Below are 24,694 nucleotides of genomic sequence, written 5' to 3' on the forward strand. Positions count from 1 at the left end.
GACTGGTTGCGCGAGGGCGCGCAGCCGGTTCTGCGCGTGGATGGCGGCATGGCTGCGAATGACTATGCGATGCAGTTTCTGTCGGACATCATCGGCGCGCCTGTCGATCGCCCGGAGGTGCTGGAAACCACCGCACTTGGTGCAGCGTGGCTGGCAGGCATGCGCGCGGGTGTCTGGCCGGACATGGATGAATTCGCCAGAGGCTGGGCCGTGGAACGCCAGTTCACCCCCCAGATGGAAACCGCCCCGCGCAAGGCACGATACGACCGATGGAAACGCGCCGTCAGCGCAGTGCTGGGCGTCTAGCAGAACGCGAACGCGTGACAGCGCAACATATTCTGCTAGGTTTATGCTCTGGCAAGGAGGATGACAGTAAACCCCATGCGAAAATTGCAATCCCAGGGTGTTCACCACATTACCATCATCGGCGCTGACAGGCAGACATCGATTGATTTCTGGGAAGGTGTGCTGGGCATGCCTTTCGTGTTTGACCAGCCCAATCTTGATAACCAGGAAGAGGGGCATTTGTATTTTGATCCCGGTGACGGGCGTCTGATCACGATTTTTACCAATGAATCCCGCAAACCCGACCCGTCGCGCACGCCGGTGGATATCGGGTGTGTGCATCATCTGGCCTTTGCCGTGTCCAGAGCCACGTTCAGTCAGGCCGTTGCGCGGCTGGATGAGCGCGGCATAGCCCATAGTGGCGTCAAGGATCGCGGGTTCATGGATTCCATTTATTTCACGGATCCGCTGGGGCTGTTGATCGAACTGGCCAGCTACCGGTTTGAACCGCCTCATGGTTTTACCCATGCTCAGGTGTTGCTGGAAGCGCATAAGATCAGGGTGGCGCGTGACGAATATAATATTGCTGAAATCCATCTGGCGGATGCGATTGAAAATCTGACGATGCGGGCGCGGGAGTCGCTGTCGCAGGATCGCGAGCCGAAAGATCCCTATAGCCGTTAAACCGGCATCAGATCAGCGTGAACCAGCCTGCTGACGGTTGGTTCTGGCCTGAAGGGGAGATTCGTGCCCGGATATAGCCCGCGCTGTTGGCGGGCCGGGGTCTGCCGGTCCGGCGTCGGAGGAGTTCACTTTATGCAGGCTCCATATTCCGGCGTTCAAGGGCTGAATCACCACCAGCAAAACCGGCAGGCCGCGGGACGGCCCGCCGATAGCGCGGCGGCCTGCGGCCTTTGCTCCGCGCTTCTGGCACTCTCCAATGTCCCCTTCAGGCCAGAACCAATCGCAGGTTTCGCGCTTTGGCGACATTGATGTGAATTCAGCTTGCCGGATGCCGCCAGATGTCCAGCGGGCCGAAATGCGGGTGCGGATGCGCTCCTTCCAGCGTGCAGCCCAGCCGCTGCGCGAGCGCCGCAGAGCGCTGGTTTTCCGGCGCAATCAGGCTCACGGCGGTTTTCCAACCCAGATCTGCATAGACATGCGTGCGGGTGGCAAGGGCGGCCTCATAGGCGAAACCATTCCCTTCGGCGTGGCCATCCCATAGCTGCCACGCAATTTCGGGTTCGGGCCAGCCTTCGGGAAAGAACGGACCCGCCGCGCCAATGACTGCGCCAGTGTCCCGCCGGACAATGGCAAACACCCCATAGCCGCGCATTACCCAGTGGCCAAGTGTCACGCAAAAGCGGTTCCAGGCCAGAATTCTGTCGGGTTGACCGCCGGTGAACTGCGCGCGTTCTGACATGAAATAAGCGGCGAAGACGGGAAAATCCTGCGCACAGGGCGCGCGCAGGATCAGGCGTTCGGTTTGCAGTTGCGGGGTAGCTGTCAGCATTGGCGCTAGCCTGCCATATGCACTGTTTTAACTTCCAGGTAGTTTTCCAGCCCTTCTGGCCCGCCTTCGCGGCCCATGCCGGATTCGCGGTATCCGCCGAACGGGTGCTTGGGGTCCACGATCAGCCCGTTGATGGTCAGCCCGCCTGTGCGCATACGCTGAGCGAAGGCAAAGCCGCGTTCAGGGTCCGCCGAATAGACCGCGCCATTCAATCCATAGGGGGTGGCATTGGCCTTGCGGGCGGCGTCATCTTCGTCTGAATAGCCGATGACGGACACGACAGGGCCGAAGATTTCTTCCTGGGCGATGGCCATGTCGGGTGTCACATCGGTAAACACCGTAGGTTCCACGAAATACCCTTTGTCAAACCCGCGCGGACGGCCACCACCACAGGCAAGCTGCGCCCCGCCTGCGCGCCCGGCGGCAATATACCCTTCGACCCGTTCGCGTTGCCGAGCCATGGCCAGCGGTCCCATCTGGGTTGCAGGGTCGGCGGGGTCGCCCAGTTTCAGCGCCTGAACCGCGGGCAGGAACATGTCCAGAAATTCAGTTTTGCGGGCCTCTGGCACCAGAAGGCGGGTCAGGGAAAAGCAGACCTGCCCGGTGATCGGCATGGAATAGACCATCAGACTGGGTAGTGCTTTGGCGAAATCGGCATCGGGCAGCAGGACGGCCGCTGATTTGCCGCCAAGTTCCAGCGACACCCGCGCCAGCCGGTCTGAACAGACCCGCATGATATGCTTGCCCACAGCAGTTGACCCGGTGAAGGCGACCTTTTCGACATCGCGGTGGCGGATCAGGTGGTCGCCCGCTTCGCGCCCGGCGGGCACAAGGTTGAACACACCACGCGGCAAGCCTGCCTGCTCAATGCATTCGGCCAGAATATAGGCTTCGAGCGGGGTTTCGGGGGATGGTTTGGCCACCATTGTGCAGCCCGCCGCTAGCCCTGCCGCGATCTTGTAGGACAGCAGCACCATGGGTGCGTTCCAAGGCGAAATGGCGGCACATACGCCCACAGGTTCGCGCAGCACGCGCACTTCGCCGCCATCATCACGGCGGCGGTGGTCGATGAAAGGATAGGTTTCAATCAGCTCCGCGTAATGGTTGAACAGTGTGGCGTTCTGGGGCACCAGTTTGCGCGTCAGGCTGATGGGCGCACCAACCTGCGTTGTCCATGCCCATGCAATTTCATCCAGCCGCGCGGTAATCAGGCTGCCCACACGGCGCAGATATGCGGCGCGTTCCCGTGCCGGCATGCGCGGCCATGGCCCATCATCAAAGGCGCGACGCGCGGCGGCCACGGCGCGGTCCATATCTGCGGCAGCCCCTTCCGGGTAGCTGAACAGCTTTTCTTCTGTCATGGGCGAGATGACATCAAGCCTGCGGTCGCTTTGCGGGGCGGTCCATTCGCCATCAATGAAAAAGCTGTCGGGCGCTTTCAGAATCCGTCCCTTGTCGAGTTTCACCATCTGTCGCTCCCCTGATGCATCAACTGCCGGGCAATATGCGCGGTGGTTACCCCACGACGCGGCGCAACCGTCCGGCGTTTTGTTGCTGCGCCCATTCCGCGCAAGCCTTGATGCCCCCCAGCGGGAAGAAATGCACCTGATCGGGTGTATTTGCTGGCTGGCTGGCATGCGCGTCGCGCAATTCCTGCAGCATCTGGTCGGGGGTATAGGGCACCAGCAGCTTGCTCAGGTCGCGTGCGCGCTTTTTCAGCACGTTCAGCGACGGGCCGACACCGCAGGCAATGGCGAATTTGATCAGGGTCTGCAATTTCGCGGGTCCGGCAAGTCCCACATGAACGGGCAGGGTGATGTCTTGCGCACGCAGACGCGCAATCCAGTCAAAGACCGGCTGCCCTTCGAATGCGAACTGGGTGATTATGGCCATGTCCACGCCCGTATCACGCGCGTATTGTGTCTTCCAGCGCAGGGCCGCGTCAGTTTGTGTATTCCCACCATCGGCGTCAATGTCGCGGTTGCCTTCTGGGTGGCCCGCAACATGCAAGCGTGTGAAGCCCGCATCCTGAAATGCTCCGGTTTGCAGCAAATCGATTGAGGATTCGAACGCGCCCGCAGGTTTCGGTATGCCGCCTGCCAGAACCAGCGCCTGATCAACCCCCGCTTCCGAACGGTAACGGTCGATCCAGTCTTTCAGCGTTGCCAGATCCGGGATGCTGCGCGCGGGAAAATGCGGCATGACGGCAAAACCTTCGCCATGCAGGCGGCGGGCGGTGTCGACCATCTCTTCAATGGGGGTGCCGTCAATATGCGCGATATAGACGCGTGTTCCGGCGGGCAGAAGTGCGCGGAAATCGGGCACTTTGGCGGCTGTGCGCGGCATCACCTCGATCGACCAACCGTTCAGAAGATCGCCTGCCATATCCATCATGTGATCAGTATTCGCCATCGTTTCCTCCCCAGAATACGTCCGTCGTGAATACATACATGCACGATTAATAGCAATAAAAAATGTGTTTTCACTAAAATAATAGGCTTAATGTATACATGAAGCAACTATCCGACGACCAGCCCCAAGGCCGCAAGCGGGGGCGCCTGACCGATATCTGTAACGAATATCTGCTGAATATTGGCCCGTGCGGCGCCTGTATGTTCGCGCGCCAGCGCTTCGGCGCGTGCGCCCTGACGTGCGGCGATCGCGTCAATCATCGCATGGTGTTGCGCATGCGCGGGCGCAAGGGTGGATACAAGAGCCTCTATCTGCGTCTTGTAGGGCAGGAAGGCCGAAGGCGCGGCAAAGGGCAGACGAACCACACGCGCGATTTCTTCTTCCAGCACCTTGCTGCCCGCCAATCTGGCCAGCATGTAGTGAAATTCGTCATTCAACTGCGAATAGCGTTCAAGATCGGCATCTTCCGGATTGGCCCCGAAACAGGAATCCAGTTGCGCAAGAATGCACCGGATTCCGGCCATTTTTTCAGAGCAGACGCCCCGCTCTGCTGCCAGCCGTGCGGCAGTCCCTTCCAGAACGCCGCGCAATTCGATCATGTCCAGCACATCGGCGACCGCAAAACTGCGTACGACAAAACCACCCGCGCGGGTGCGAACCAGCAACCCTTCTTCCGCCAGCCGTGACAAGGCTTCGCGCACCGGCGTCCGCGAAATGTCAAGTTCTTCGGCAAGGGACACTTCATACAGCCGCGTTCCGCCCGGATACTCCCCGTTCAGGATACGCTGGCGCAGGGCGATCTGCGCGCGCAGGGCGTGGGTACGCGCACCTTGCCTGTTTGATTCTGTTCCATCCATCATGGCCCCCTTTCCGGCTGGTTGCGGAATTATTCCTTATGGTCATGCTGACGGCGGCGGGTGTTATCATAGCGGATGTCATCATGGACCCGTTCCAGCAGGCGGCTCAGGCCCGGTGCGTGGACCGTCTGTTCCAGAACCGATTCCAGCGCCTGCAGGATGGCCCCGCGCGATCCTTCGACCGTCCCTACCTGTGTGACATTGATATTGCCGATCTTCTCGGCGGGTTTGACCATTTCGGCGACGATCTTCGGCATGGCTTCCAGTCGCGCCATTTCGGCTTGATGCGCCAGTGATTCCGGTGATCTGCCGTTTTCCGCCTTGATATGCGCTTCCAGTGCAGTGGTTTCGGCCTGGCGCTGTTTCAGATGGGCCTGCGCGTGCAGGTCTGCGGTTTCCAGCTTATCCGCAGCCATCTTGCGAGTGCTGGCGGCAGCAATTTCGCTGCGGCGCGCTGCGGCTTCGGCATCGGCCTCTGCAGCGATCAGCGACAGCGCGCGGCGGCGCAGGGCTTCGGCCTCGGCGCGGGCGGTTTCCACGGATTCCTGTGCGCGCACCGCTTCGGCGCGGGCCAGGTCGGCTTCGGCCATGGCGCGGCTTTCTTCCTGACTTTTGTTGGCGACCATCACCGCGCGGTCCTGTTCGGCGATTTCAAGCGCGCGGGCACGGGTGATCTCAGCTTCCCGGATGGCTTGTTCGCGGGCAATGTCTGCGGCGCGAATGCCTTGTTCCATGTGAATGCGTGCTTCGGCCGCAGCGCGTTCGGCATCCGCCTTGGCGCGGGCGACTTCCGCGATCTGGGCCGACATCAGTGCTTCGACCTGCTGGGCCTGCGCAATCTCGGCGCGGCGTTCTTCCAGTTCGATGTCAAGTTGCAGACGCGCGGCTTCCATCGCGGCGCGGCGGACACTGACGCGCGTCTCCCCCTCAATCTCGGCGCGGTCGCGTTTGGACTGGGCAATCACCTGCGACAGCTTGCGCAGCCCTTCAGCGTTGAAGGCGTTGTTTTCATCCAGCGCGGCAAAGGGGGTCTGGTCCAGTGCGGTCAGGGCAACCGCGTCCAGTTGCAGCCCATAGCGGGTGACATGCGGGGCAATGGCATCGCGTATGGCGCTGGCAAATTCCGCACGCCCTTCATGCAGGTCATCCATGCTGGACCGCGCGGCCACCGCGCGCATGGCGTCAATGAACATCCCTTCGACAAGGGCGCGCAATTCTTCGGGCTGGAAACTGCGGCGACCAAGGGCCTGCGCGGCCCGGGCCACGGCGGCGTCTTCGGGGGGGACGGACAGATAGAATTCCGCGCCCACATCGATGCGCAGCCTGTCGCGTGTGATCAGGGCATGGTCACCGGCGCGCTGCACATCCAGCCGGATGGATTGCATGTTGACGCGCGCCACTTCGTGAAACCACGGCAGCGACAACACGCCCCCTTCGATTACAACGCGCCGCCCGCCGATGCCGGTACGCACCAGGCTGACGGCGTTGCTGGCGCGTTCATAGAAGGCAGCGGCCAGCGCGATCAGCGCGGCCAGTACCACGATCAGTACGATGATCCAGAAAATAGTTGTCATCCTCTTGGTCCTCTCTCGCCAGCGTTGCTTTTGTCAAAGCCCGTCCAGGCTGGTGATTATCCGGGCTGAAAGCCCCCCGTCTGCGGCCAGATTGGCCCCTGTCAGCCCCAGCGACAGGTCTGACAGTAAAAACAGCGCTGCGCGCGCGGCAGTATCGGTGCCGGATGCGGCATCCTGACCGCTGGCCGCCACAATATCCGGCGGCAGGCGCCCGTCATGGCTGGCCGGTGTCAGTGCATTGATGCGGATGCTGCGATCCGCCCGGTTGTGGCATTGTGCCATGACCCATGCCAGCATGGCCCAGCCCGCAGTGCGGGTGGCGCGGTCCGGTTCGGCCAGAAGCCCCCAGCGCGCAACAAACCCGCCCAGATCATCCCAGCGCAGCGCCGCTGCCGCGCGGGTTTCGCCAAGCCGGGCCTGCCATGTGCCATGCATGGGCGTGGCGCAGGCCAGAATTGCCGCGCCATGCGCAAGTTTCGGGGCCAAAGCCTGTGTCAGATGGCGCGGGGCCAGAAGACTGCGCGCCAGTGTCAGTTCCGGCCCGCCTGTTCCGGGGTCCGGCAGAAGCGCCAGCCCGTCAATACCATCAGGCAAGGCATGAGCTGCCGCATCAAGCGCTGCGGGATCGTTCAGATCCGTGTGGTAAAGCGCACTTACCCCGTCGAACAGTTTGCGGTCATCCACGCCCAGCACTTCGGCCCCTGCAGCTTCCGCATAGAGCGCCACAGCCCGTCCCAGCCCGCTGCCGGAGCCAAGCACCACCACCCGCTTGCCTGCAAGCAGCAGGGGTGGGACGCTGGCAAGGGGGAGTGATGCGGCGGTCATATCAGAAGACCGGCGGGAAGGGACGGCCGCCACGGTCCAGCGTGATCCAGCGCGTTTCGGTGAATGTTTCCACCGCCCAGCGCCCGCCATGCCGCCCAAGCCCCGATGCCTTGGACCCGCCAAAAGGCACATGCGGTTCGTCATTCACGGATGAACAGTTCACATGGCACATGCCGGTTTCCAGACGTTGCGCCATGGCCAGCGCGCGGGCTTCGTCGCTGGACATGATACCCGCCGACAGCCCGTATTCAGTGTCATTATTAAGGGCGATGGCGTCGTCATCGGTGCGGAACGGAATAACCGGCACAACCGGCCCGAAGGTTTCATCCTGATAGATCAGCATGTCGGGGGTCACGCCCGTCAGGATGGTCGGTTCGACAAAACGGCCATTGATCCCACCGCCGACAACCACCTGCGCGCCCTTGGCGATGGCATCGTCAAGCTGCGCCTTGACGCGCGCCACCTGCCGGTCGTTGATCAGCGGACCGATTACATTGGCCTTGTCGGCAGTATCGCCCACTTTCAGTTTCGCGGCACGTGCGGCGAATTTTTCCAGAAATTCCGGAAAAATGCTTTCCTGCACCAGCACTTTTTCAACGCTCATGCAGATCTGGCCCTGATGCATGAAACTGCCGAAATTCGCGGCCTGCGTGGCGCGTTCCATATCGGCATCTTCCAGAACGATCAGACTGTCCTTGCCACCCAGTTCGACGCAGCATTTCTTCAGATGCGCGCCGGATTTGGCGGCGATGGCGCGGCCCACTGGCGTTGATCCGGTGAAGGACACGCCTTTGACCAGTGGATTTTCAATCATCTCATCGCCCATGTCGGCGACTGTATCGCGCGAACAGGTGATGACATTGAAAACGCCTGCCGGAATGCCCGCTTCTTCCAACACCTCTGCGAAGAAGATGCCGCCAAGATAGGGCGTATCCTCTGATGGTTTCAGGACAATCGTGTTGCCGGAAGCCAGCGCAAAGGCAAAGCCGCGCGCGGTCAGGATGCCGGGGAAGTTCCATGGGCTGATAACCGAAATAACCCCCATCGGAAACCTGACGGCGGTGGACATCTTGCCATATTCGCTGGGCATGACATCGCCCTGCGCATTATAGCAGGTCGCAGCGGCGGACCGGAACACTTCGGGGATGTAATGTGCCTCAAACGCGCCCTTGCCATACCATCCACCGCCTTCGGCCTGAATGGCGGCGATGAAATCAGCGGTGCGGCGTTCAAATACATCGGCAATGCGGTTCATAAGTTTCGCGCGTTCGCTGAACTTGGCGGCAGCCCAATCAGGAAAGGCCTTATGCGCCGCCTCAATTGCGGCGCGGGCGTCGGCGCGGGTGCCGTCGGGCGCTTCCGCCCACAGGCTGCCGTCATTGGGGTTCAGGTCCGCGAAATTGCGCGCGGCCTTGACCCATTGTCCGCCAATATACATGCCGCGCAGGGTTTTGGGGTGTTTTGCATCAAGCATCTTATCTCTCCGTGCGGTCGAATTGGGTTGATCCGGGGCGGCGGCGGTAAATTTCCACCTTGCCGCCCGGTGTGGGGGCCACCTGTGCGGGTTGGTTTGCCGCAGGGCGCGCGTCCTCCGGGGTTGTGCGCGGCTTCATGGTGCTCAGGCGCGACGCGGGGCGCAGGGCGGGCATGGTTAACGGGGTGTCTGTGGCAGGCATGTGCGCGGCGCGCGCGGCGTCTTCCATTTCGGCCAGCAATTTGCGCAGCGGGTCGGGGGTGGCCCGGTCGTGTCTGGTCCGGGCCGGGGTGGTAGTGGTGTGCGCAGTCGTCGGGCGCATGTCACGCGCAGGCAGCGATTGCTGGGCGGCGCGCGATACCAGCGCGGTAATGTCCAGCCCCGACACCTGCGATGCAGATTGTGTGGTTGCCGTTTTTTGCCGGACGGTAACCGCAGGGGGTGTCACAGATGCGGCGGGTTTTGCCGTTTGCGCGGGTGTGGATTTTGCCCCGCCCCCGCCCAGATAGGCCGCCTGAACCGCAGGGTCGCTGCGCAGCACATCTGCGCGTTCCTCGCGCAGGATTTCACCGTTTTCCAGCAAATAGCCACGGTCGGCAATCCCAAGGCTAAGGCGGGCATTTTGTTCCACCAGCAAAATGCCAAGCCCCGCTTCGCGCACAGCCTTCAGGTTCTGGAACAATTCCCTGGACAACAGTGGCGACAACCCAAGCGAGGGTTCGTCCAGCATCAGGATTGTCGGGTTCGACATCATCGCGCGGCCGATGGCGACCATCTGCTGTTCACCCCCCGACATGGTGCGCACAGTTTGCCCCGCGCGCTCGGCCAGTTTGGGGAACAGCCCGATCAGACGGTCATAATTGGCTTGCGCATCTTCGCGGGCGCGTTCCGGGTTCGCGCCCAGCATCAGGTTTTCGCGCACGCTTAGGTCTGCGAACACGCCGCGCCCTTCGGGCACCAGCGCCACGCCGCGTTCCACCACTTTATGCGGCGGAAGGCCCAGAAGCCCCTCGCCATTCATGGACATGGCACCGGTGACGCGGCCTTCGCAAATTCCGGCGATGGATTTCAGAACCGTGGATTTTCCCGCGCCATTGGCGCCCAGAATGACAACAATTTCACCCGGTTTCGTATACAGGCTGACGCCGTCCAACGCGCGGTGTTTGCCATAGGTGACGCTTAGTCCATGGAGTTCAAGCATCTTCATCAGCCCCCAGATAGGCGCGGATGACTTCCGCATCTGACAAGACATCTGCGGGCGTGCCCTCGGCAATCTTGCAGCCAGATGACATGACCACGCAGCGGTCGCACAGGCTGCGGATGGCATCCATCACATGTTCGACCAGAATGACCGTGCGCCCGTCTTCGCGCAGCGACCGGATCAGGTCGATCCCGGTTTGCAATTCGGTCGGGTTCAGCCCTGCCAGCCATTCATCCAGCAACAGCACTTCCGGTTCACAAGCCAGCGCGCGCGCAAGCTCCACCCGTTTGGTGTTGATATAAGTCAGCGACGATACCGGCACATTCATGACGCCCCCAAGGCCCACACGGTCCAGCAGGGTTTGTGCGTAGCGTTCTGCCTCTCCTTTCCAGCGGCGGCGGTGGCCGAAGGCGGCGCCCGCCACGACATTTTCAATGACCGTCAGTTCCGGCAGCAGGCGCACCAGCTGAAATGTGCGCGCGACACCCATTTGTGCGATGCGGTGCGCGGGTTTTCCCGCCACATCCTGCCCGTTTAGCCGGATCACGCCTGCGCTGGGCGGAAATGTCCCCGAGATCATGTTGATCATGGTGGATTTGCCCGACCCGTTGGGGCCGATAATGCCCAGAACCTCATGCTGGGTCACGTCAAAGCTCATGTCATTGACGGCCACCAGACCGCCGAAGCGTTTGGTTACATTGCGCACTTCCAGAACAACACGTGCCATTCAGTGCCCCCCTTGCCCGAAGCGGTGTTTCAGCCGTGCCTGAAGGCCGACAACCCCGCCCGGCAGAACATAGACGATCAGCAGAAAGGCCAGCCCCAGCAGCAAAAGTGTCTGGTTGGGTGCGTGGCGGGAAATGAATTCCCACAGCAAGGTGAAGGGAATGACACCTGCCACTGGCCCCCATAACCGCCCCGTTCCCCCGAGAAGTGCCATGATCACCACCTGAAAGGACAGGATCGGCGCGAATGCGGTTGATGGTTCAATATAGATATACCGTGGTGCCAGCATGGCCCCGACTATGGCCGCCGCGGCACCTGACACCATGAACAGCAGCACCTTGGCCAGCGCGGTGTTGATGCCCGAATGCTTTGCCACGGTTTCGTCATTGCCGATGATGCGCAGCGCAAATCCCAGCCGTGACCGCCCGATCAGCCAGCCCACCAGAAACACCAGTGCGGCCATCCCCAGCAATTGCCAGTAAATGTCGCGTTCGGTGATGGAGGTCAGGACATACATGCCGCGCTGCCCGGTGCGGTTCTGCACCCATGTCACCAACTGGCGTACCAGTTCGGCAAGACCCAGCGTGAAGATGACGAAATATACCCCCGACAGCCGCAGCGTGACCATGCCGACCAGCCCCGCTAGCCCCGCACCCAATACACCCGCGATCAGAGGCAGCGACCAGTAGGGCATGGTCTGGAACCCGTACCCGGTAACAAAGGTGCCAAGTCCGAAGAAAGCCGCCGTCGCAAGCGAGATATAATGCGTCGGCCCCGAAAACAGCGCCCAACTGGTGGCCAGCACCGTGAACATGGCCATGGTAGTGGCAATCGACAGAATGTAGCCCGTGTCATAGAAGGGCAGCAATGCCACCACCCCAAAGGCCATCGCGGACAGGATCAGGTTCCGGATTTCACGCGCGCTCATGTTGGTTGCTTTCCGAACAGGCCCTGCGGGCGGAACAACAATACGCCCAGAAACAGCACATAGGCCGCCGCCAGCGTCAGGCCGGGGTCGATGATCCGCGCCACGAAGGTTTCCGCAATTCCAAGGATCAGCGCAGCTACGATTGTGCCGCGAATGTCACCGACACCGCCCATGATGACGATGATCAGCGCCTTCATGGTGAACAGCACTCCGACGGATGCATCCAGCGTGAAGAACATGGAAATCAGCGCCCCGCCGGTTGCCGTGACTGCCCCGCCAAGACCAAAGGCCAGCGCCGACACCGCTGTTACGTCAATCCCGACCAGACGCGCGGAATCAGGGCTGACAGCAACCGCCCGCATATTCAGACCTGCGCGCGTGTAGCTTAGCCATAACCACAGCCCCGCCGCGATAAGGGACGCGATGGCAAAGGCCACAACGCGGTTCTGCCCGTAGGATGACCCGAAAATATCTACCCGTTGGGCAAGGTAGGAATAGTTGAAATACCCGCCACCGAACATCCAGCTCATGATGCCGACCAGCGCGAAGGACAGTCCGAACGTGGCCAGAATGCTGTCCACTTCCAGCGCACCGCGCGATTTTGCACGCTTGACCAGCGGGCGCAGCATGATCCGATAGATCAGCCAGTTCACCACAAACGCCACCGGTGCCACCACGATAAGCGCCGCAATCGGACTAACCTGACCGGCGGTATAGACCCAGAATGCAGCGAATCCCCCGGCAACCAGCATTTCGCCATTGGCCAGATTCATGATGCGGGCAACGCCATATTGCAGGTTCAGTCCCATCGCGATCAACGCATAGGTCCCCCCCAGCAACAGGCCGGTAATCAGGATGAAAAACATTCTTGTTCCATTCGCGCAGTGTCAGGCATTGCGCGGCAGGGCGCGTGCGCCCCGCCGCAGACTGAGAAGCAGACCGTGAATCAGTCCCAGCCGTCTTTCAGGACCACATCGGAAACACCGTCACGCCCCCGCGCGGCAACGCCGCGGAACACGCCGTCCTGCCACTGGCCGACTGTCCAGTAGCGTTCATTGTCGTTCATGTCGTTGAACTGAACCGGGCCAAGGACGGTTTCATAGCTGTTGGAATTGTCCTGCAGGTATTCCATGACAACGGCGCGGTCCCTGGACCCTGTCGCCTCGATCGCTTGTCCAAGGATTTCCAGCGTCGCATAGGTTGATGCCGATGCCCAGAAATCCGGCCCTTGCCCTGCGAGTTCCTGATGCGCTTCGGCGAAAGCCTGGAATGCGGGATCGTCGGGGTTCACGCCGCCCATGCCCATGACCCCTTCGGCCTGTTGCCCGAAGCGTCCGTAATAGGATGGGAACGCCGTTGCCACGGCGGTAAAGAACACCGAGGGCGCGAAATCCTGCACGATCGCCTGATCGGTCAGTGCGAACGTGTCACCGGGATAGGACCAAGCGATAAACGCATCGGGATTTGCCGCCTTGGCCCCGTCAATGATGGGCGCAATGTCCTGCGTGCCCAGCGGATACGAGGTCTGATAGACGATCTCAAACCCGTTTTCTTCCAGCACTGCGCGGGAAATCCCCGACATTTCAATACCGAAAGCATCAGCGACATTTACCAGCGCAACGCGGTTGCCGATGTCACCGGATTCGCGCAGATCAACAAGCACCTGTGCGGTATCTTCGGCCATGACGCCCGTTCGGCCCAGCACGAAGAACATGCCCGGAAACTGTGCCGACAGTTCAGGTTGCTGGTTGGTGACATTGGTGCCGGTGATCTGCGGATAGCCAAGCTGGCTGAAGATCGGTGCCGCGGCAAGGTTCAGACCGGTCGAATAGGGCGCGACCATGAAATCCACACGGTCCTGTGTCGCCAAGCGTTGGGCGGCCTGAATGGCCTGTTGCGGGTTGGTCTGGTCGTCATACTCGATCAGTTCAATCAGCGCGGGACCATCGGCAAGCTGCAACCCGCCCGCTTCATTGGTCTGATGCACCCAAAGCCGCACAGCGGGCCAATGCGTGACATCTGCGCCACCGGCAAGCGGGCCGGTCTTGGGCGCAGCAGCCCCGAGTTTGATAGCATCCTGGGCCGATGCGGCACCAAGGCTTCCCATCATCACCGCCACTGCGGCAACTGTCGTCATCAGTGATCTGCGTTTCATGTTTTCTCCTCCCTGAAACACGGAAATTCATCCGAAATACCGTTACTGGCCCGTTTTGCCTGTGTCCCCTTGTTCTGTCTGGCGTGCCTGTTGCGACCGTGTATGTCTGGGCCTCCTCAAACCCAAAGATGTATACATGATGCACTAAAGGATAATGAAATCAACCCAAAGACGCGGGAACCCAACTAATATGTACACAACATCAAGGTAACGGGCCGACAGGTCAGCCACGCCCCATCATCGTATTCGGCAGATAAAGCGCGATATCCGGGAACAGGATCAGCAGGAACACGCAGACCGCCATCGCAATCCAGAACGGAATGATGCCGCGATAGATCTGGCCCAGCGGGACATGCTGCGCAACGCCCTTGACGACAAACACATTCATCCCGACGGGCGGGCTGATCAGCCCCATTTCCACGACCACAACCATGATGATGCCGAACCAGATCGGATCATAGCCCAGCGTGGTGATGATGGGCAGAACGATCGGAACTGTCAGCACCAGCATGGCAAACCCTTCCATGAAGGTGCCAAGCACAATGTAGACCGCAATGATGATCAGCAAGATTGCCAGCGCCGGAACAGCCAGTTCCCCGATGGATGTCGCAAGGTTCATTGGAATGCGCGTCAGTGCCAGAAACGGCGCGAAAAAATGCGCACCGATCAGGATGAAGAACACCATGGCGGTGGTGCGGATTGTGTCCAGAAGTGCTGCAAAGAACCGCTGCAGGGTCAGTTTACGTGACCAGAGAGCGTGCAGGAATGTCAGGAATGCACCAACAGATGCAGCCTCTGCCACGGTGAAGACGCCTGTGTAAATGCCACCGATCACAATGGTCACGATGAACACCAGCGCCCCCGAATTCACCAGCACTTTCAGCCGTTCCTTCAGGGGTGTTCTGGGGCCAGTGGGACCAGCGGCCGGGTTCAGGGTTGTTACAATGATCACCGTGCCCACGAATAGCAGCGTCAGCAACAGCCCCGGTAGGAACCCTGCCAGAAACAGCCGTCCCACAGATTGTTCGGTCAGCAGTGCATAGACGATCAGCACAGTTGATGGCGGGATCAGAATGCCCAATGTGCCGCCTGCGGCAATGGACCCGGTGGCAAGACCCGCATCATATTTATAGCGTTCCATTTCCGGCAGGGACACTTTGCCCATTGTCGCCGCCGCCGCAATGGATGACCCTGACAGCGCGGCAAAACCAGCACAGGACAGAATCGTGGCCGACGCCAGCCCGCCGCGCCTGTGTCCGACCCAGGAATATGCGGTTTTATAAAGGCCGGTGCCCATGCCGGACACTGTTGCAAATGCGCCCATCAGCACAAACAGCGGCACCACGCTAAGGCTGAACACCGCAGAATAGGAATAGGGGAACGCGCCAAGCACATTCATTGCCGCGCTGGGTGAATTCAGCACCGCAATGCCGCCTGCGCCCACAAGTATCATTGCAAGCCCGATCGGCATGCGCAGGGCAAGCAACGCGAACAGCGCTACAAAGCCGATCAACCCGGCCATCAAGGGTGTCATATGCTGTCCTGTCTGTCTTTGTCCGGACCGGCCAGTGCCTTTGCAGCTTCCAGCAGAAGCACCATAGAAAACAGGCCCGCTGATATTGCGACCGCAAACTGGAACGGGTGTTTGGGTATGCGCATCATATTGGTGATATCGCCCCAGCGCAGGCTGCCCGAGGCATAGATATAGGCCCGCCACGCAACGAACCCCAGCAGGGCCGCCCCCGTCAAATGCACCAGCACAGTCAGCCAGCGCATTGACGGGTGGTCCAGCCATCGCGCAAAAATATCAACCGATACATGTCCCCGCACAATTGCCGTATATGGCAACCCGAAGGCCACGATCAGCGACATTGCAAGTTCGGTCAGTTCATAGCCGCCCCGGAAGGGGCGACCAAAGAAGTAGCGCATGGTGATTTCATAAATCACCAGAAACATCAGCCCGACCAGCACCAGACCGCCCGCATACGCGATAAGCCGCAATAGCCGTTCGAACCAGCGTTCGATCTGTGCCAGCATTGTCCTTGGCCTCAGCGGACCGCGATGCCAGCCATGCGCAGCATGGCCTCGCCATCGATACCCTGTGCTGCCATCTCGGCAACCCATTGCTCATAGATCGGGGCAAGGGTTTCAAGGATGCGCGCCTGTTCTTCTGCAGACAGTTCGATCACTTCCTTGCCCGGGTCATTGCGCACGAATTCCACGCTTTCGTCGGCGCGGTCCAGATAGGCCTGCGTTGCCTTCCGGCTAAGTTCAATGCCGGTCAGGCGGTCAATCAGGGCCTGATGTTCTTCGCTCAGGCTGTTGTAACTGGCTTCGTTCATGACCACGGTGAATTGCGAACGCCCGAAGATCGGACCGGGGATGGTGTAGTAATTCGCTACTTCATGCATGCGGAAATCAAGGATCGTGGTGAAAGGGACCATCGCCCCGTCAATCACGCCGCGTTCCAGCTGAGGGTAAAGTTCCGTGATCGGCATGGCCACCGGGGTGCCGCCCATCTTTTCGATCTGACCTGCCTGCGCAGCAGAAGGCGAGCGCAGGATCATGCCCGCGATATCATCCATCGACCGGACCGGTTTGTCGCGGGTGTAGATGCCCGCGTCATCCGCCGCCCAAAGCGCCAGAACCTTCAGCCCGTCGAATTCGGGGTCCAGATACCCGTTATCCAGCAAGTCCCACATCAGCGTCGTGGATTCGATACCGTCGTTGGACAGTCCCGGCAGTTCGATCATCTGGGTGCGCGGAAACTGCGGTGAGGTGTAGCCGGGCAGGCTGAACACCATGTCCACAGTGCCTTCCTGCGCCTGACGGATCAGTTCGGGGGCGCCACCGCCCAGCTGCATTGACGGATACAGCGTCAGTGTCAGTTCCCCGTTCGATTCCGCTTCGATTTCGGCGGCCAGGGGTTCCAGGATCTTGGTATAGATAATGTGGCCCGGCCCCACAAATGTATGCAAACGCAGTTCCGTTTGCGCCAGTGCCGGAATGGCGGACAGAAGCCCGACACCAAGTGCCAGCCCCGCGGCCGTTGCGCGCAAAGCGCCCTGAAGACGGTAAGTGTTGTTCATGATTTCCTCCCTCTGTGGCGGCGTTGCCCGATAAGTTATCTGAACAAAGTCGCTAAGAAGATGTATGCATATGTCGGATTGAATATCAAATATAGCAAAGCAATTAGGTTATTGAATTCGCTATAGGGTCATAACCCCTGCGCAAGTTGTGGGGGTTTTCCTGAAACGATGGATGCAGAGGAATCCTCAAGAAATTCAAGAAATGTCCGTTGTAAGCTGTTTGGCAATGACGAATCCAGCAACGTGACGCCGATGACCCTTTGTGCGTCGTCCAACGGGAAATCCAGTGGGGCCAGTAACCCTTGTGTGTATTCATAGTCGATCTGACTAAGGGAAATCAGTGTCAATGCATCTGATTCCATAAGCAGGCCGCGCACCACAACAAGCGACCCGGTTTCAACATGGCCGCGCGCCGGGTCTTCAAGCCCGTGCAGTGATGATAGGCGTTCAAAGACATGGCGTGCGGGTGCGTCACGTCGCGGCAATATCCACGGGAAGCGCGCCAGTTCCGCACCCTGAACCCTGCGCCCCGCCAGCGGATGCCCCGCGCGCGCGACAATACACAGTAAATCCTTGAACAGCGCACGTTCCTGAAGGCCCTTCGCGCGGTCCCGTCCGCGCAACGCACCGATAATGAAGTCACATGCGCCAAGCCGCATTTGCTGGACCAGCGCATCATACGCACCATCCACAATTTCAATGCGCGCTGCCGGGTAGCGCGCCATCAGCTGCACGATGGCGCGTGGCACCAGTTGTGTGCGGGCCAGCGGCAAGGCCCCGATGACCAGATGACTGTCAAAGACGCCTGCGCGTTCGCGCAATTCTGCCCGTGCCAGCGTAACTTCATTCAGCGCAAGACTGGCCTGTTCCGCCAGCCGTTGCCCAGATGCGGTCAGGACACGCTTGCGCTGACCACCCTCCAACAATGGTTGGCCGATGATCCGCTCGATGTCGCGGCAGGCCCGCTGCACCGATGATTCGGCCTGCCCGAGTTTACGTGCCGCTGCGGCGAAGCTGCCAGTTGTGGCAAATGCAGACACCGCTCTGAGTTGCGATGTACTTGCATAGCGAACCAGCAAATCGCCAGCCTGCGCCCGGTCCGTCGGTTTCCGGCCTTTCAGGCCGGGGCCAGTTGCGCGCAGGTGATCAAGGGCGCGGCGGGCGCGTTTGACCACGATCTCGCCCTCCGGTGTCGGGGCGACATTGTTGCCCGACCGTTCGATCAGGCGCGCACCGAACACTTCCGCCAGCTTTGCGATGGCCTGTGACGCGGCTGGCTGCGAAATATGCACCTTGCGTGCTGCGGCGGTCAAAGAGCTTTCGCTGATGGCAACATCCAGAAGCCGCAAATGCCGCAGATTCGGGAACATCGCCATGGATGCATCGTCATGTGCAAGCTCGCGTCCAGTCATGCCCGACCTTTGATTCCGCTGAATTCAAACCTGCCCCAAGCTATAAGCATAATGCAATGATAACTTGTTATGTAAATTTGTACTGTCAGATAATATAATGAAATCCAATGTTTTAATAAGGCTGCAATTATAGATGAACAGTGCGCCCGCGGCGCTGATCCGGGCTTGCAATCACTGCGCAGGCATATGATCCTGCGCGTGCATTCATGCCGTTGGGGGAATAGCTTCGTGTTAAGCATCGTGCTGGCGATCCTGGCTGTCGCCTTGGGTGGAATAATGAAAGGTGCGATCGGGGCCGGCGTTCCCATCATTGCGGCGCCCGCGCTGACAATGATATTCGGGGTGCAGACTGCCGTGGCAATTCTGGTAGTGCCGAACCTGCTCAGTAATGTGTGGCAAGCATGGTTTTACCGCGACAGGGCCTTGTCCCGGCGGTTTCTGGTGCTGTTTGCGGGTGGTGGCATGCTGGGCGTGGTCTTTGGCACCTATTTGCTTGCATCGCTGCCGCAGGAAACGCTGTCGCTGCTGGTTGCCTTCGCGGTGCTGGGCTATATCCTGTTGCGCGTGGCTAGGCCGGGCTGGATTCTGGACCGCGCCCGCGCAGATAGACTCAGTGGTGTGGCGGGGGTTTTGGGTGGCATGCTGCAAGGGGCGACCGGAATATCGGCGCCCGCATCTGTTACCTTTCTGAATGCGATGCGCCTGCCGAGAGAGGCATTCATAGCGACCATTTCGATATTCTTTGTTGCCATGACAGCATTGCAGATACCCGCGCTCTGGTCGGTGGGCATCATGACAGGCGAAAGGCTGGTCATGGGGTTCATTGCGCTGGGTATTGTTTTTCTGTTCATGCCAATCGGCACATGGCTGGGGCGCAGAACCTCGCCCAAGGTATTTGATATCACGATGCTTGTTGTTCTGGGCGTGATTGCCGCCAAGATTCTGTTCGAAGCCGTGTTCTGACCCCATGCCCAGCGGATGAAACCAGAATGACGCTGATTCAAACATTCCTGCCCGTTTTTGCGGTTATCGGGATTGGCTTCATCGCCATACGCACCCGCTATCTTGACCCTGCCGCAGTGCAGCCAATGGGCATGGTGGTTATCCGCATTGCATTGCCTGCGCTTATTCTGCTGGCGCTGACCGGGTCATCTGCACATGGGACGCTGAACAAGGGGTTCCTGCTGGCCTATGCTGCAGGGTCGCTGACATCGATGCTGATCTGCATGGCCATCGCGCGCTATGTTCTGGGTTTGTCATGGACGGTGACCGCCGTTGTGGGGCTGGCCGTGTCCATGGCCAATAGCAGTTTCATGGGGTTGCCGATTGCACAGGTGTTGATGGGCGCGGATCTGGCAACGCTGATTCTGGCGCATTGCATGATCGTCGAGAATGTCCTGATTCTGCCGCTTGCGTTATTGCTTATGGCACTGGCCGGGCAGGGGGATGTGGGGCAGACCCGCCGCAAGATTATCGGGGATATGCTACGCAACCCGTTGCTGATTGCGCTTCTGCTCGGGTTGACGATTTCCTTTGCCGGTATTCAACTGCCGGACGTTGCGCGCGATACACTGGCGTTTCTGGCCCGGATTTCCGGCCCGATTGCGCTGCTGGTGATCGGGGGCATGCTGGCCAGCCTGCCGGCGCAGGGGCGCGTTTCTGTTGTGGGCCTGATGGTAGTGGGCAAGCTGGCGGTCCACCCGCTGGCGGTCTGGGGCGCGACAAGTGTGATCGGGGGCATAAGCGGCGTGATGGTGGTGGGGGCCGTGCTGTTTGCCGCCATGCCGATGATAACAATATTCCCGCTACTGGGCGCACGGGCGGGACAAGGACAATTAAGCGCATATGGCCTGCTGATAGCCACGCTATGCAGTTTCGTGACACTGCCAGTCGTCGTTTATTTGCTGGGTCTTGCCTGAACGAAGCATCAATAGCCAGCAGGGGCCACAGATATTCAGGCCCCGCGCAGCGGAAAAAGGAGAATGTCATGGACAAATCCCGGGTCGTCTCTGCGGGGGCCGCGCTGCTGGCGCGGTTGAAATCGGTGGGTGTCGATTACATCTTCGCCAATTCCGGCACGGATTTTCCGCCCATTATCGAAGGTCTGGCAGAAGCCAGCGCCAAGGATATGCCATTGCCGCATGCGCTGACCATTCCGCATGAACATGCGGCCATGGGCATGGCGCATGGGTATTATCTGGCCACCGGACGGGCGCAGGCGGTTATTGCGCATACGGATGTGGGGCTGGCAAACTGTGCGATCGGGGCGTTGAACGCGCATGTCGAACATGTGCCGATCCTGCTGTTTTCGGGGCGCACGCCGACTGTTGAAAAGGGTCGTTTCGGCGCGCGGACTGTGCCGATTGGCTGGGGGCAGGAAATGCGCGATCAGGCATCTCTGGTGCGTGAAGCCACCAAATGGGACTATGAATTGCGCTTCCCCGAACAGGTGCCCGATGTTGTGGACAGGGCGCATGCAATTGCGTCATCCACGCCGCGCGGGCCGGTCTATGTGTCACTGCCGCGCGAAGTGTTGTGCGAACCCTGTCCTGCGGACGGGTTGGGTGCGCCACCCCGGATGCGGGCGCATGGGGCGCATGCCGCCCCGGACGACATTGCCGAACTGGCCGGGTTGATCGCACGGGCAAAGTTTCCGGTGATCTTTGCGCAGCATGGCGCCGGGTCTGCGCTGGCCTTTGCGGCGCTGGACCGGATGGCGCGGGAATGGGCGATTCCGGTGTGTCAGTACTGGGCGGGCCAGCTGGCCCTTGCCACGGATCACCCGATGGCCACGCAATGGGAACCCGGCCCCCTGCTGGCGCGCGCTGATCTGGTGATCTGTCTGGACACGCTTGCCCCATGGATGCCCGCCGCCCATGAACCGTGCGCCGATGCAACAGTGGTACAGATCGGCCCGAACCCGTTGTCGCAGCGCACGCCGATCCGGAATTTTCGCGCGGATATGGCGCTGGCCAGCGACCTGTCGCCCGCAATTCTTGCGCTGGAACAGGCATTGGCATCATTTGCCCCGGATGCGGATGTGGCAGCGCGCTTTGATGAGGTTGCTGCCAGCAACGCCGCCGCGCGCAATACGGCCCTTGCAGCGGGGGAGCCCGATGATGCGCAGGGCATGACCAAGGCCCAGATCGCGCGCATGGTGTCTGATGCCTTGCAAGATGATGACGCCACGATCTTTTCGGAACTGGGGTGTCCAATGGCGCCCATGCGGCTGACGCATCCTCAGGCGTGGTATCAGGAACCCCATGCCGGTGGGCTTGGCTGGTCGTTGCCTGCGGCCATGGGGTTGCAACTGGCCGCGCCTGACAGGCTGGTTGTCGCCACGATGGGGGACGGGACATATATGTTCGCAAACCCAGTCGCCTGTCACCAGATTGCAGAAGCGCTGAATCTGTCCATCCTGATACTGGTGCTGAACAACAACGAATGGGGTGCAGTGCGGCAATCAGTGGTGGGGCTTTACCCCGATGGCTATGCGGCGCGCGCCAATCAGGTGCCGTTGACGGGCCTTGCCCCCAGCCCGGATTTTACGCTGGTCGCGCAGGCGTCGCGGGCGCTGGCCATGCGCGCAGATGACCATGTGCAATTTGCAGACGCATTGCAAAAGGCGCTGGACCATATTCGCGCGCGCAAGGGCGCTGCCTTGATTGATGTGCGCACCCGGCCTTGAGTTGCAGCTTGAGGTATAGGTCGATCAGATCAGGTGAAACGGCTGGTTCTGGCCTGAAGGGGACGTTCGCGCTTGGATCAAGCCCGCGCTATCGGTGGGCCGGGGTCTGCCGGTCCGACGTTACAGGGATGCAGTTTATGCAGGCGGCATACTCCTGAGTTCAAAGGACTTGACTGACATCAGGTCATCGGCAGGCCGCGGGACGGCCCGCCGATGGCGCGGCGGGCTTTGCCCTTGATTCCGCGCCTTTGGGTGACTGCTTCAGGCCAATAGCGGATGGATGCAGTATTCTATCCGCCAGTCAGCGGGGTAATCCGGTCGGCGCGGAATGTATCCGCCAGCCGCGTCAATGTGATGCTTTGCACCACACCACCGCTGAAAAACGGATCACCTTCGGCAAAGGCGCGGGCGCGCGCTTCGTTGTCAGCCTGCAGAATGCCGAAATTTCCGGTCCCTTGTCCCGCGTCATCCCAAATTGCGCTGCCGGTCAGCACCACGGCCAGACCACCCCCGCCGGATGCGACCCAGTCCCGGTGCTGCGGGCGCAATTCGTCGCGCAGCGCCGCCGTTTCTGGCCTATCATGATGCTTGCAGATCATCAGAAAGAACATCAGCGCATATTCTCCAGCAGGACCATGCCTGCACCTGTCATTGATGCAGGTGCGAAATAATGATCGAACAGGGTGTTGACCGTTTCATCCATGCAGCCGCGCATAACCAGCCACATGATAAGTTCTGCGCCCTCGGACCCGAATTCTTCGACATAATCTTCGCGGGACATGGTGCGATAGCGTTCGGGGTCGGACCCGATGCGCGCAATCCATTCGCGATCAGCGGTCGGGTTGATGAACCCGGCCCGCGCGCCCTGCAACTGATGTGACAGCCCGCCCGTGCCCATGACCAGCACCTTTTCATCTGTGGGATAGCTTTCGATGGCGCGGCGCAACAAGCGACCAAGATCCCACATGCGCTGTGGTGTCGGTATCGGATACTGAATTGTATTTATCAGGATCGGCACAACCTTGACCGGCCATGCCTCGGGCCTGCCAAAGACCAGTTCCATGGGAACCTGTAGCCCATGGTCCACGTCCAGTTCGCGGCAGATCAGCGGGTCGAAATGCCCCTCGACCATGCGATCGGCCAGATGCCATGCAAAATCATCCGCGCCCTGAAAATCCGGCACCGCGCGCGGCCCCCACCCTTCATCGGCGGGGCGATAGTTTTCTGCGACCCCAAGCGCGAGTGTCGGCACGCGGTCCAGAAAAAAGGAATTCCCGTGGTCATTATAAACCACCACGGCAATATCGGGTTTATGGTCCGCCACCCATTTCTGTGCCGGGATATAACCATCGAAAAACGGTTTCCATTCGGCGCTGTCGCGCAATCCCTTGTCCAGCGCCGCCGCGATGGAGGGAACGTGGCTGGTGCCCAGCCCTGCAAGCAATTTAGCCATTTGTCACTTTCCCCAACCGTGTGTCCAGAAATTCCTGCAGTTCCATTCCCGCCTGTGCTGCCCCGATTGCACGAATTGGGGTCGGGTCAACGGCTGAAATTTTCAGGATATAGAACAGGTTGCCCCCCAGTCGCACCATTTCCGCCCAATCGCGGGATTTCACAGCGTTCCGCTGTTCCGGTGTCAGGGCGAAACGGTCAAGATAGGCATCCTCATCTGCCAGGAATGCCGCGCGCCCGTCTGGTGTGCTCAGCCCCATTGCCATCTTGTTCAGCGCATAGCCCGCATTGCTGCGGGGGCGATCAAATAGCGGGGTGTCGGGAATACGGTCCGCATCGGTCATGGGGCGCCTCTTTCATTCGGGGTTCAGGCTGCGCACCCAATCTGACAGCAGCCCGGCCACAGCGGCGGGTTGTTCGACAGGGGCGAAATGGCCAGCATTTTCAACAATTTCCAGCCGTGCCTGCGGGCAAAGCTGCGCGATCGCTTCGTGTTGGGCAATGGGCGACCATTGGTCCTGCCGCCCGACGATCAACAGCATTGGCCCGGTATAGGCGCTGATTGTCGCGCTGGCATCGGGGCGGTCCAGAAGTGCGCGCATCTGGCGTTCGTGAATTTCCGGCGTCATGCGGCAGACCATGCGCGTCAGCCCGTCCAGCACCTCCGGATCGGGTGTCAGCCCTTCGGCCATCATACCGGGCAACCATGCACTGGCCAGCCCGTCCATGCCCTGCGCATAAGCCAGGTCAATCATGGACTGGCGCTTCGCCCCTTCACCATCCTTGCGCGGGTGCATGCCGGTGTTCAACAATGCCATGGCGCGAATGCGTTCGGGCGCAATATGCGCCATTTCCATTGCCACGCGCCCACCCATGGAATGGCCGGCAACCACCAGCGGGCCGTCATGGTGTGCCAGCAGGTCATTGGCCATGGCGGTTATGCTGGGCTGGGTCGTTACATCGGCCACAGATACGGGCAGGTCATTCAGCGCGGTCCGGGTGGCTTCCCAGACATGGCCATCGCAGACCAGCCCCGGTATCAGCAGGATACGGGTCATGGGGCGTTCCCTCATGTTCGAGGTCGAGGAAAAACCGGCGCCCGT

At 60.4% G+C, this 24,694-nt stretch carries 25 protein-coding genes; 5 read left to right on the forward strand and 20 right to left on the reverse strand.

All coding sequences use genetic code 11. The features are described 5' to 3' along the window. Both PUT78_RS13080 and PUT78_RS13085 read left to right on the forward strand, forming a co-directional pair. The coding region (locus PUT78_RS13080) for an FGGY-family carbohydrate kinase (RefSeq protein ID WP_274352716.1) at positions 1 to 306 on the forward strand (306 nt) is incomplete at its 5' end. A 75-nt stretch (positions 307 to 381) separates the two neighbouring features. After that, the gene (locus tag PUT78_RS13085; RefSeq protein WP_274352717.1) at positions 382 to 969 is read left to right on the forward strand and encodes a VOC family protein; all 588 of its coding nucleotides are present in this window, start codon (positions 382 to 384) and stop codon (positions 967 to 969) included. A gap of 316 nt (positions 970 to 1,285) precedes the next feature. Here PUT78_RS13085 and PUT78_RS13090 read toward each other — a convergent pair whose 3' ends face one another. The 16 genes from PUT78_RS13090 to PUT78_RS13165 form a co-directional block, all read right to left on the reverse strand. Next, the gene (locus PUT78_RS13090; RefSeq protein ID WP_274352718.1) at positions 1,286 to 1,798 is read right to left on the reverse strand and encodes a GNAT family N-acetyltransferase; all 513 of its coding nucleotides are present in this window, start codon (positions 1,796 to 1,798) and stop codon (positions 1,286 to 1,288) included. A 5-nt stretch (positions 1,799 to 1,803) separates the two neighbouring features. Next, positions 1,804 to 3,267 carry an aldehyde dehydrogenase gene (locus tag PUT78_RS13095; protein ID WP_274352719.1) on the reverse strand — a complete coding sequence of 488 codons (1,464 nt, stop codon included), beginning with the start codon at positions 3,265 to 3,267 and terminating at the stop codon, positions 1,804 to 1,806. 46 nt (positions 3,268 to 3,313) lie between these two features. Then, positions 3,314 to 4,210, reverse strand: a complete 897-nt coding sequence (locus PUT78_RS13100) for a methylenetetrahydrofolate reductase (RefSeq protein WP_274352720.1) — start codon at positions 4,208 to 4,210, stop codon at positions 3,314 to 3,316. 107 nt (positions 4,211 to 4,317) lie between these two features. Then, complete coding sequence (locus tag PUT78_RS13105; protein ID WP_274352721.1) at positions 4,318 to 5,070, reverse strand: GntR family transcriptional regulator; 753 nt, start codon at positions 5,068 to 5,070, stop codon at positions 4,318 to 4,320. Positions 5,071 to 5,096: 26 nt separating this feature from the next. Beyond that, positions 5,097 to 6,641: a flotillin domain-containing protein gene (locus PUT78_RS13110; RefSeq protein ID WP_274352722.1), complete on the reverse strand. Its 1,545-nt coding sequence runs from the start codon at positions 6,639 to 6,641 to the stop codon at positions 5,097 to 5,099. Positions 6,642 to 6,674: 33 nt separating this feature from the next. After that, the gene (locus PUT78_RS13115; protein WP_274352723.1) at positions 6,675 to 7,466 is read right to left on the reverse strand and encodes a Rossmann-fold NAD(P)-binding domain-containing protein; all 792 of its coding nucleotides are present in this window, start codon (positions 7,464 to 7,466) and stop codon (positions 6,675 to 6,677) included. A 1-nt stretch (position 7,467) separates the two neighbouring features. After that, on the reverse strand, positions 7,468 to 8,940 hold the full coding sequence (locus PUT78_RS13120) for an aldehyde dehydrogenase family protein (protein ID WP_274352724.1): 1,473 nt from the start codon (positions 8,938 to 8,940) through the stop codon (positions 7,468 to 7,470). Position 8,941: 1 nt separating this feature from the next. Next, entirely contained in the window at positions 8,942 to 10,141 is a 1,200-nt protein-coding gene (locus tag PUT78_RS13125) for an ABC transporter ATP-binding protein (RefSeq protein ID WP_274352725.1), read from the reverse strand. Then, positions 10,134 to 10,868 (reverse strand): ABC transporter ATP-binding protein, encoded by a 735-nt coding sequence (locus PUT78_RS13130; RefSeq protein WP_274352726.1) that lies wholly within the window; start codon positions 10,866 to 10,868, stop codon positions 10,134 to 10,136. Before PUT78_RS13130 ends, PUT78_RS13125 begins: the two co-directional genes overlap by 8 nt. Further along, positions 10,869 to 11,795 carry a branched-chain amino acid ABC transporter permease gene (locus tag PUT78_RS13135; RefSeq protein WP_274352727.1) on the reverse strand — a complete coding sequence of 309 codons (927 nt, stop codon included), beginning with the start codon at positions 11,793 to 11,795 and terminating at the stop codon, positions 10,869 to 10,871. Continuing rightward, positions 11,792 to 12,661 carry a branched-chain amino acid ABC transporter permease gene (locus tag PUT78_RS13140; protein WP_274352728.1) on the reverse strand — a complete coding sequence of 290 codons (870 nt, stop codon included), beginning with the start codon at positions 12,659 to 12,661 and terminating at the stop codon, positions 11,792 to 11,794. Before PUT78_RS13140 ends, PUT78_RS13135 begins: the two co-directional genes overlap by 4 nt. 80 nt (positions 12,662 to 12,741) lie before the next feature. Then, positions 12,742 to 13,950, reverse strand: a complete 1,209-nt coding sequence (locus PUT78_RS13145) for an amino acid ABC transporter substrate-binding protein (protein WP_274352729.1) — start codon at positions 13,948 to 13,950, stop codon at positions 12,742 to 12,744. A gap of 223 nt (positions 13,951 to 14,173) precedes the next feature. Then, a complete protein-coding gene (locus tag PUT78_RS13150; RefSeq protein ID WP_274352730.1) occupies positions 14,174 to 15,484 on the reverse strand; it encodes a TRAP transporter large permease in 1,311 nt (436 codons plus the stop codon). Next, the gene (locus PUT78_RS13155; protein WP_274352731.1) at positions 15,481 to 15,987 is read right to left on the reverse strand and encodes a TRAP transporter small permease; all 507 of its coding nucleotides are present in this window, start codon (positions 15,985 to 15,987) and stop codon (positions 15,481 to 15,483) included. The genes PUT78_RS13150 and PUT78_RS13155 overlap by 4 nt, the downstream gene beginning before the upstream one ends. An 11-nt stretch (positions 15,988 to 15,998) precedes the next feature. Continuing rightward, entirely contained in the window at positions 15,999 to 17,039 is a 1,041-nt protein-coding gene (locus PUT78_RS13160) for a TRAP transporter substrate-binding protein (RefSeq protein WP_274352732.1), read from the reverse strand. A 128-nt stretch (positions 17,040 to 17,167) separates the two neighbouring features. Further along, entirely contained in the window at positions 17,168 to 18,451 is a 1,284-nt protein-coding gene (locus tag PUT78_RS13165) for a LysR family transcriptional regulator (RefSeq protein ID WP_274352733.1), read from the reverse strand. Between the two features lie 186 nt (positions 18,452 to 18,637). Between PUT78_RS13165 and PUT78_RS13170 the strand changes: the two genes are divergently transcribed. The 3 genes from PUT78_RS13170 (at position 18,638) to PUT78_RS13180 (ending at position 22,139) form a co-directional block, all read left to right on the forward strand. Beyond that, the gene (locus PUT78_RS13170; protein ID WP_274352734.1) at positions 18,638 to 19,414 is read left to right on the forward strand and encodes a sulfite exporter TauE/SafE family protein; all 777 of its coding nucleotides are present in this window, start codon (positions 18,638 to 18,640) and stop codon (positions 19,412 to 19,414) included. A 26-nt stretch (positions 19,415 to 19,440) separates the two neighbouring features. Further along, positions 19,441 to 20,370 carry an AEC family transporter gene (locus tag PUT78_RS13175; protein WP_274352735.1) on the forward strand — a complete coding sequence of 310 codons (930 nt, stop codon included), beginning with the start codon at positions 19,441 to 19,443 and terminating at the stop codon, positions 20,368 to 20,370. A gap of 68 nt (positions 20,371 to 20,438) precedes the next feature. Beyond that, complete coding sequence (locus tag PUT78_RS13180) at positions 20,439 to 22,139, forward strand: thiamine pyrophosphate-requiring protein (protein ID WP_274352736.1); 1,701 nt, start codon at positions 20,439 to 20,441, stop codon at positions 22,137 to 22,139. Positions 22,140 to 22,429: 290 nt separating this feature from the next. Here the strand turns inward: PUT78_RS13180 and PUT78_RS13185 are convergent, their stop codons facing one another. The 4 genes from PUT78_RS13185 to PUT78_RS13200 are packed head-to-tail and all read right to left on the reverse strand — an operon-like array spanning position 22,430 to position 24,649. Then, positions 22,430 to 22,750, reverse strand: coding sequence for a YciI family protein (locus PUT78_RS13185; RefSeq protein WP_274352737.1), 321 nt, complete (start codon positions 22,748 to 22,750; stop codon positions 22,430 to 22,432). Continuing rightward, positions 22,750 to 23,592, reverse strand: coding sequence for a class III extradiol dioxygenase family protein (locus tag PUT78_RS13190; protein WP_274352738.1), 843 nt, complete (start codon positions 23,590 to 23,592; stop codon positions 22,750 to 22,752). The genes PUT78_RS13185 and PUT78_RS13190 overlap by 1 nt, the downstream gene beginning before the upstream one ends. Next, complete coding sequence (locus tag PUT78_RS13195; RefSeq protein ID WP_274352739.1) at positions 23,585 to 23,935, reverse strand: extradiol ring-cleavage dioxygenase; 351 nt, start codon at positions 23,933 to 23,935, stop codon at positions 23,585 to 23,587. Before PUT78_RS13195 ends, PUT78_RS13190 begins: the two co-directional genes overlap by 8 nt. Positions 23,936 to 23,947: 12 nt before the next feature. Beyond that, complete coding sequence (locus tag PUT78_RS13200) at positions 23,948 to 24,649, reverse strand: alpha/beta fold hydrolase (RefSeq protein ID WP_274352740.1); 702 nt, start codon at positions 24,647 to 24,649, stop codon at positions 23,948 to 23,950. Positions 24,650 to 24,694: the final 45 nt, after the last annotated feature.

The organism is Roseinatronobacter alkalisoli (assembly GCF_028745735.1).
GTDB classification, from domain to species: Bacteria; Pseudomonadota; Alphaproteobacteria; order Rhodobacterales; family Rhodobacteraceae; genus Roseinatronobacter; species Roseinatronobacter alkalisoli.

Excerpts from the sequence above, each read along its gene's own strand:
- PUT78_RS13125 (WP_274352725.1), bottom strand. The coding sequence starts at position 10,141 with ATGCTTGAACTCCATGGACTAAGCGTCACCTATGGCAAACACCGCGCG.
- PUT78_RS13085 (WP_274352717.1), top strand. The coding sequence starts at position 382 with ATGCGAAAATTGCAATCCCAGGGTGTTCACCACATTACCATCATCGGC.
- PUT78_RS13165 (WP_274352733.1), bottom strand. The coding sequence starts at position 18,451 with ATGACTGGACGCGAGCTTGCACATGACGATGCATCCATGGCGATGTTC.
- PUT78_RS13195 (WP_274352739.1), bottom strand. The coding sequence starts at position 23,935 with ATGACCGATGCGGACCGTATTCCCGACACCCCGCTATTTGATCGCCCC.
- PUT78_RS13160 (WP_274352732.1), bottom strand. The coding sequence starts at position 17,039 with ATGAACAACACTTACCGTCTTCAGGGCGCTTTGCGCGCAACGGCCGCG.
- PUT78_RS13175 (WP_274352735.1), top strand. The coding sequence starts at position 19,441 with ATGACGCTGATTCAAACATTCCTGCCCGTTTTTGCGGTTATCGGGATT.
- PUT78_RS13100 (WP_274352720.1), bottom strand. The coding sequence starts at position 4,210 with ATGGCGAATACTGATCACATGATGGATATGGCAGGCGATCTTCTGAAC.
- PUT78_RS13145 (WP_274352729.1), bottom strand. The coding sequence starts at position 13,950 with ATGAAACGCAGATCACTGATGACGACAGTTGCCGCAGTGGCGGTGATG.
- PUT78_RS13105 (WP_274352721.1), bottom strand. The coding sequence starts at position 5,070 with ATGATGGATGGAACAGAATCAAACAGGCAAGGTGCGCGTACCCACGCC.
- PUT78_RS13135 (WP_274352727.1), bottom strand. The coding sequence starts at position 11,795 with ATGAGCGCGCGTGAAATCCGGAACCTGATCCTGTCCGCGATGGCCTTT.
- PUT78_RS13095 (WP_274352719.1), bottom strand. The coding sequence starts at position 3,267 with ATGGTGAAACTCGACAAGGGACGGATTCTGAAAGCGCCCGACAGCTTT.
- PUT78_RS13150 (WP_274352730.1), bottom strand. The coding sequence starts at position 15,484 with ATGACACCCTTGATGGCCGGGTTGATCGGCTTTGTAGCGCTGTTCGCG.
- PUT78_RS13200 (WP_274352740.1), bottom strand. The coding sequence starts at position 24,649 with ATGACCCGTATCCTGCTGATACCGGGGCTGGTCTGCGATGGCCATGTC.
- PUT78_RS13110 (WP_274352722.1), bottom strand. The coding sequence starts at position 6,641 with ATGACAACTATTTTCTGGATCATCGTACTGATCGTGGTACTGGCCGCG.
- PUT78_RS13115 (WP_274352723.1), bottom strand. The coding sequence starts at position 7,466 with ATGACCGCCGCATCACTCCCCCTTGCCAGCGTCCCACCCCTGCTGCTT.
- PUT78_RS13180 (WP_274352736.1), top strand. The coding sequence starts at position 20,439 with ATGGACAAATCCCGGGTCGTCTCTGCGGGGGCCGCGCTGCTGGCGCGG.
- PUT78_RS13185 (WP_274352737.1), bottom strand. The coding sequence starts at position 22,750 with ATGTTCTTTCTGATGATCTGCAAGCATCATGATAGGCCAGAAACGGCG.
- PUT78_RS13190 (WP_274352738.1), bottom strand. The coding sequence starts at position 23,592 with ATGGCTAAATTGCTTGCAGGGCTGGGCACCAGCCACGTTCCCTCCATC.
- PUT78_RS13120 (WP_274352724.1), bottom strand. The coding sequence starts at position 8,940 with ATGCTTGATGCAAAACACCCCAAAACCCTGCGCGGCATGTATATTGGC.
- PUT78_RS13130 (WP_274352726.1), bottom strand. The coding sequence starts at position 10,868 with ATGGCACGTGTTGTTCTGGAAGTGCGCAATGTAACCAAACGCTTCGGC.
- PUT78_RS13155 (WP_274352731.1), bottom strand. The coding sequence starts at position 15,987 with ATGCTGGCACAGATCGAACGCTGGTTCGAACGGCTATTGCGGCTTATC.
- PUT78_RS13170 (WP_274352734.1), top strand. The coding sequence starts at position 18,638 with ATGATCCTGCGCGTGCATTCATGCCGTTGGGGGAATAGCTTCGTGTTA.
- PUT78_RS13090 (WP_274352718.1), bottom strand. The coding sequence starts at position 1,798 with ATGCTGACAGCTACCCCGCAACTGCAAACCGAACGCCTGATCCTGCGC.
- PUT78_RS13140 (WP_274352728.1), bottom strand. The coding sequence starts at position 12,661 with ATGTTTTTCATCCTGATTACCGGCCTGTTGCTGGGGGGGACCTATGCG.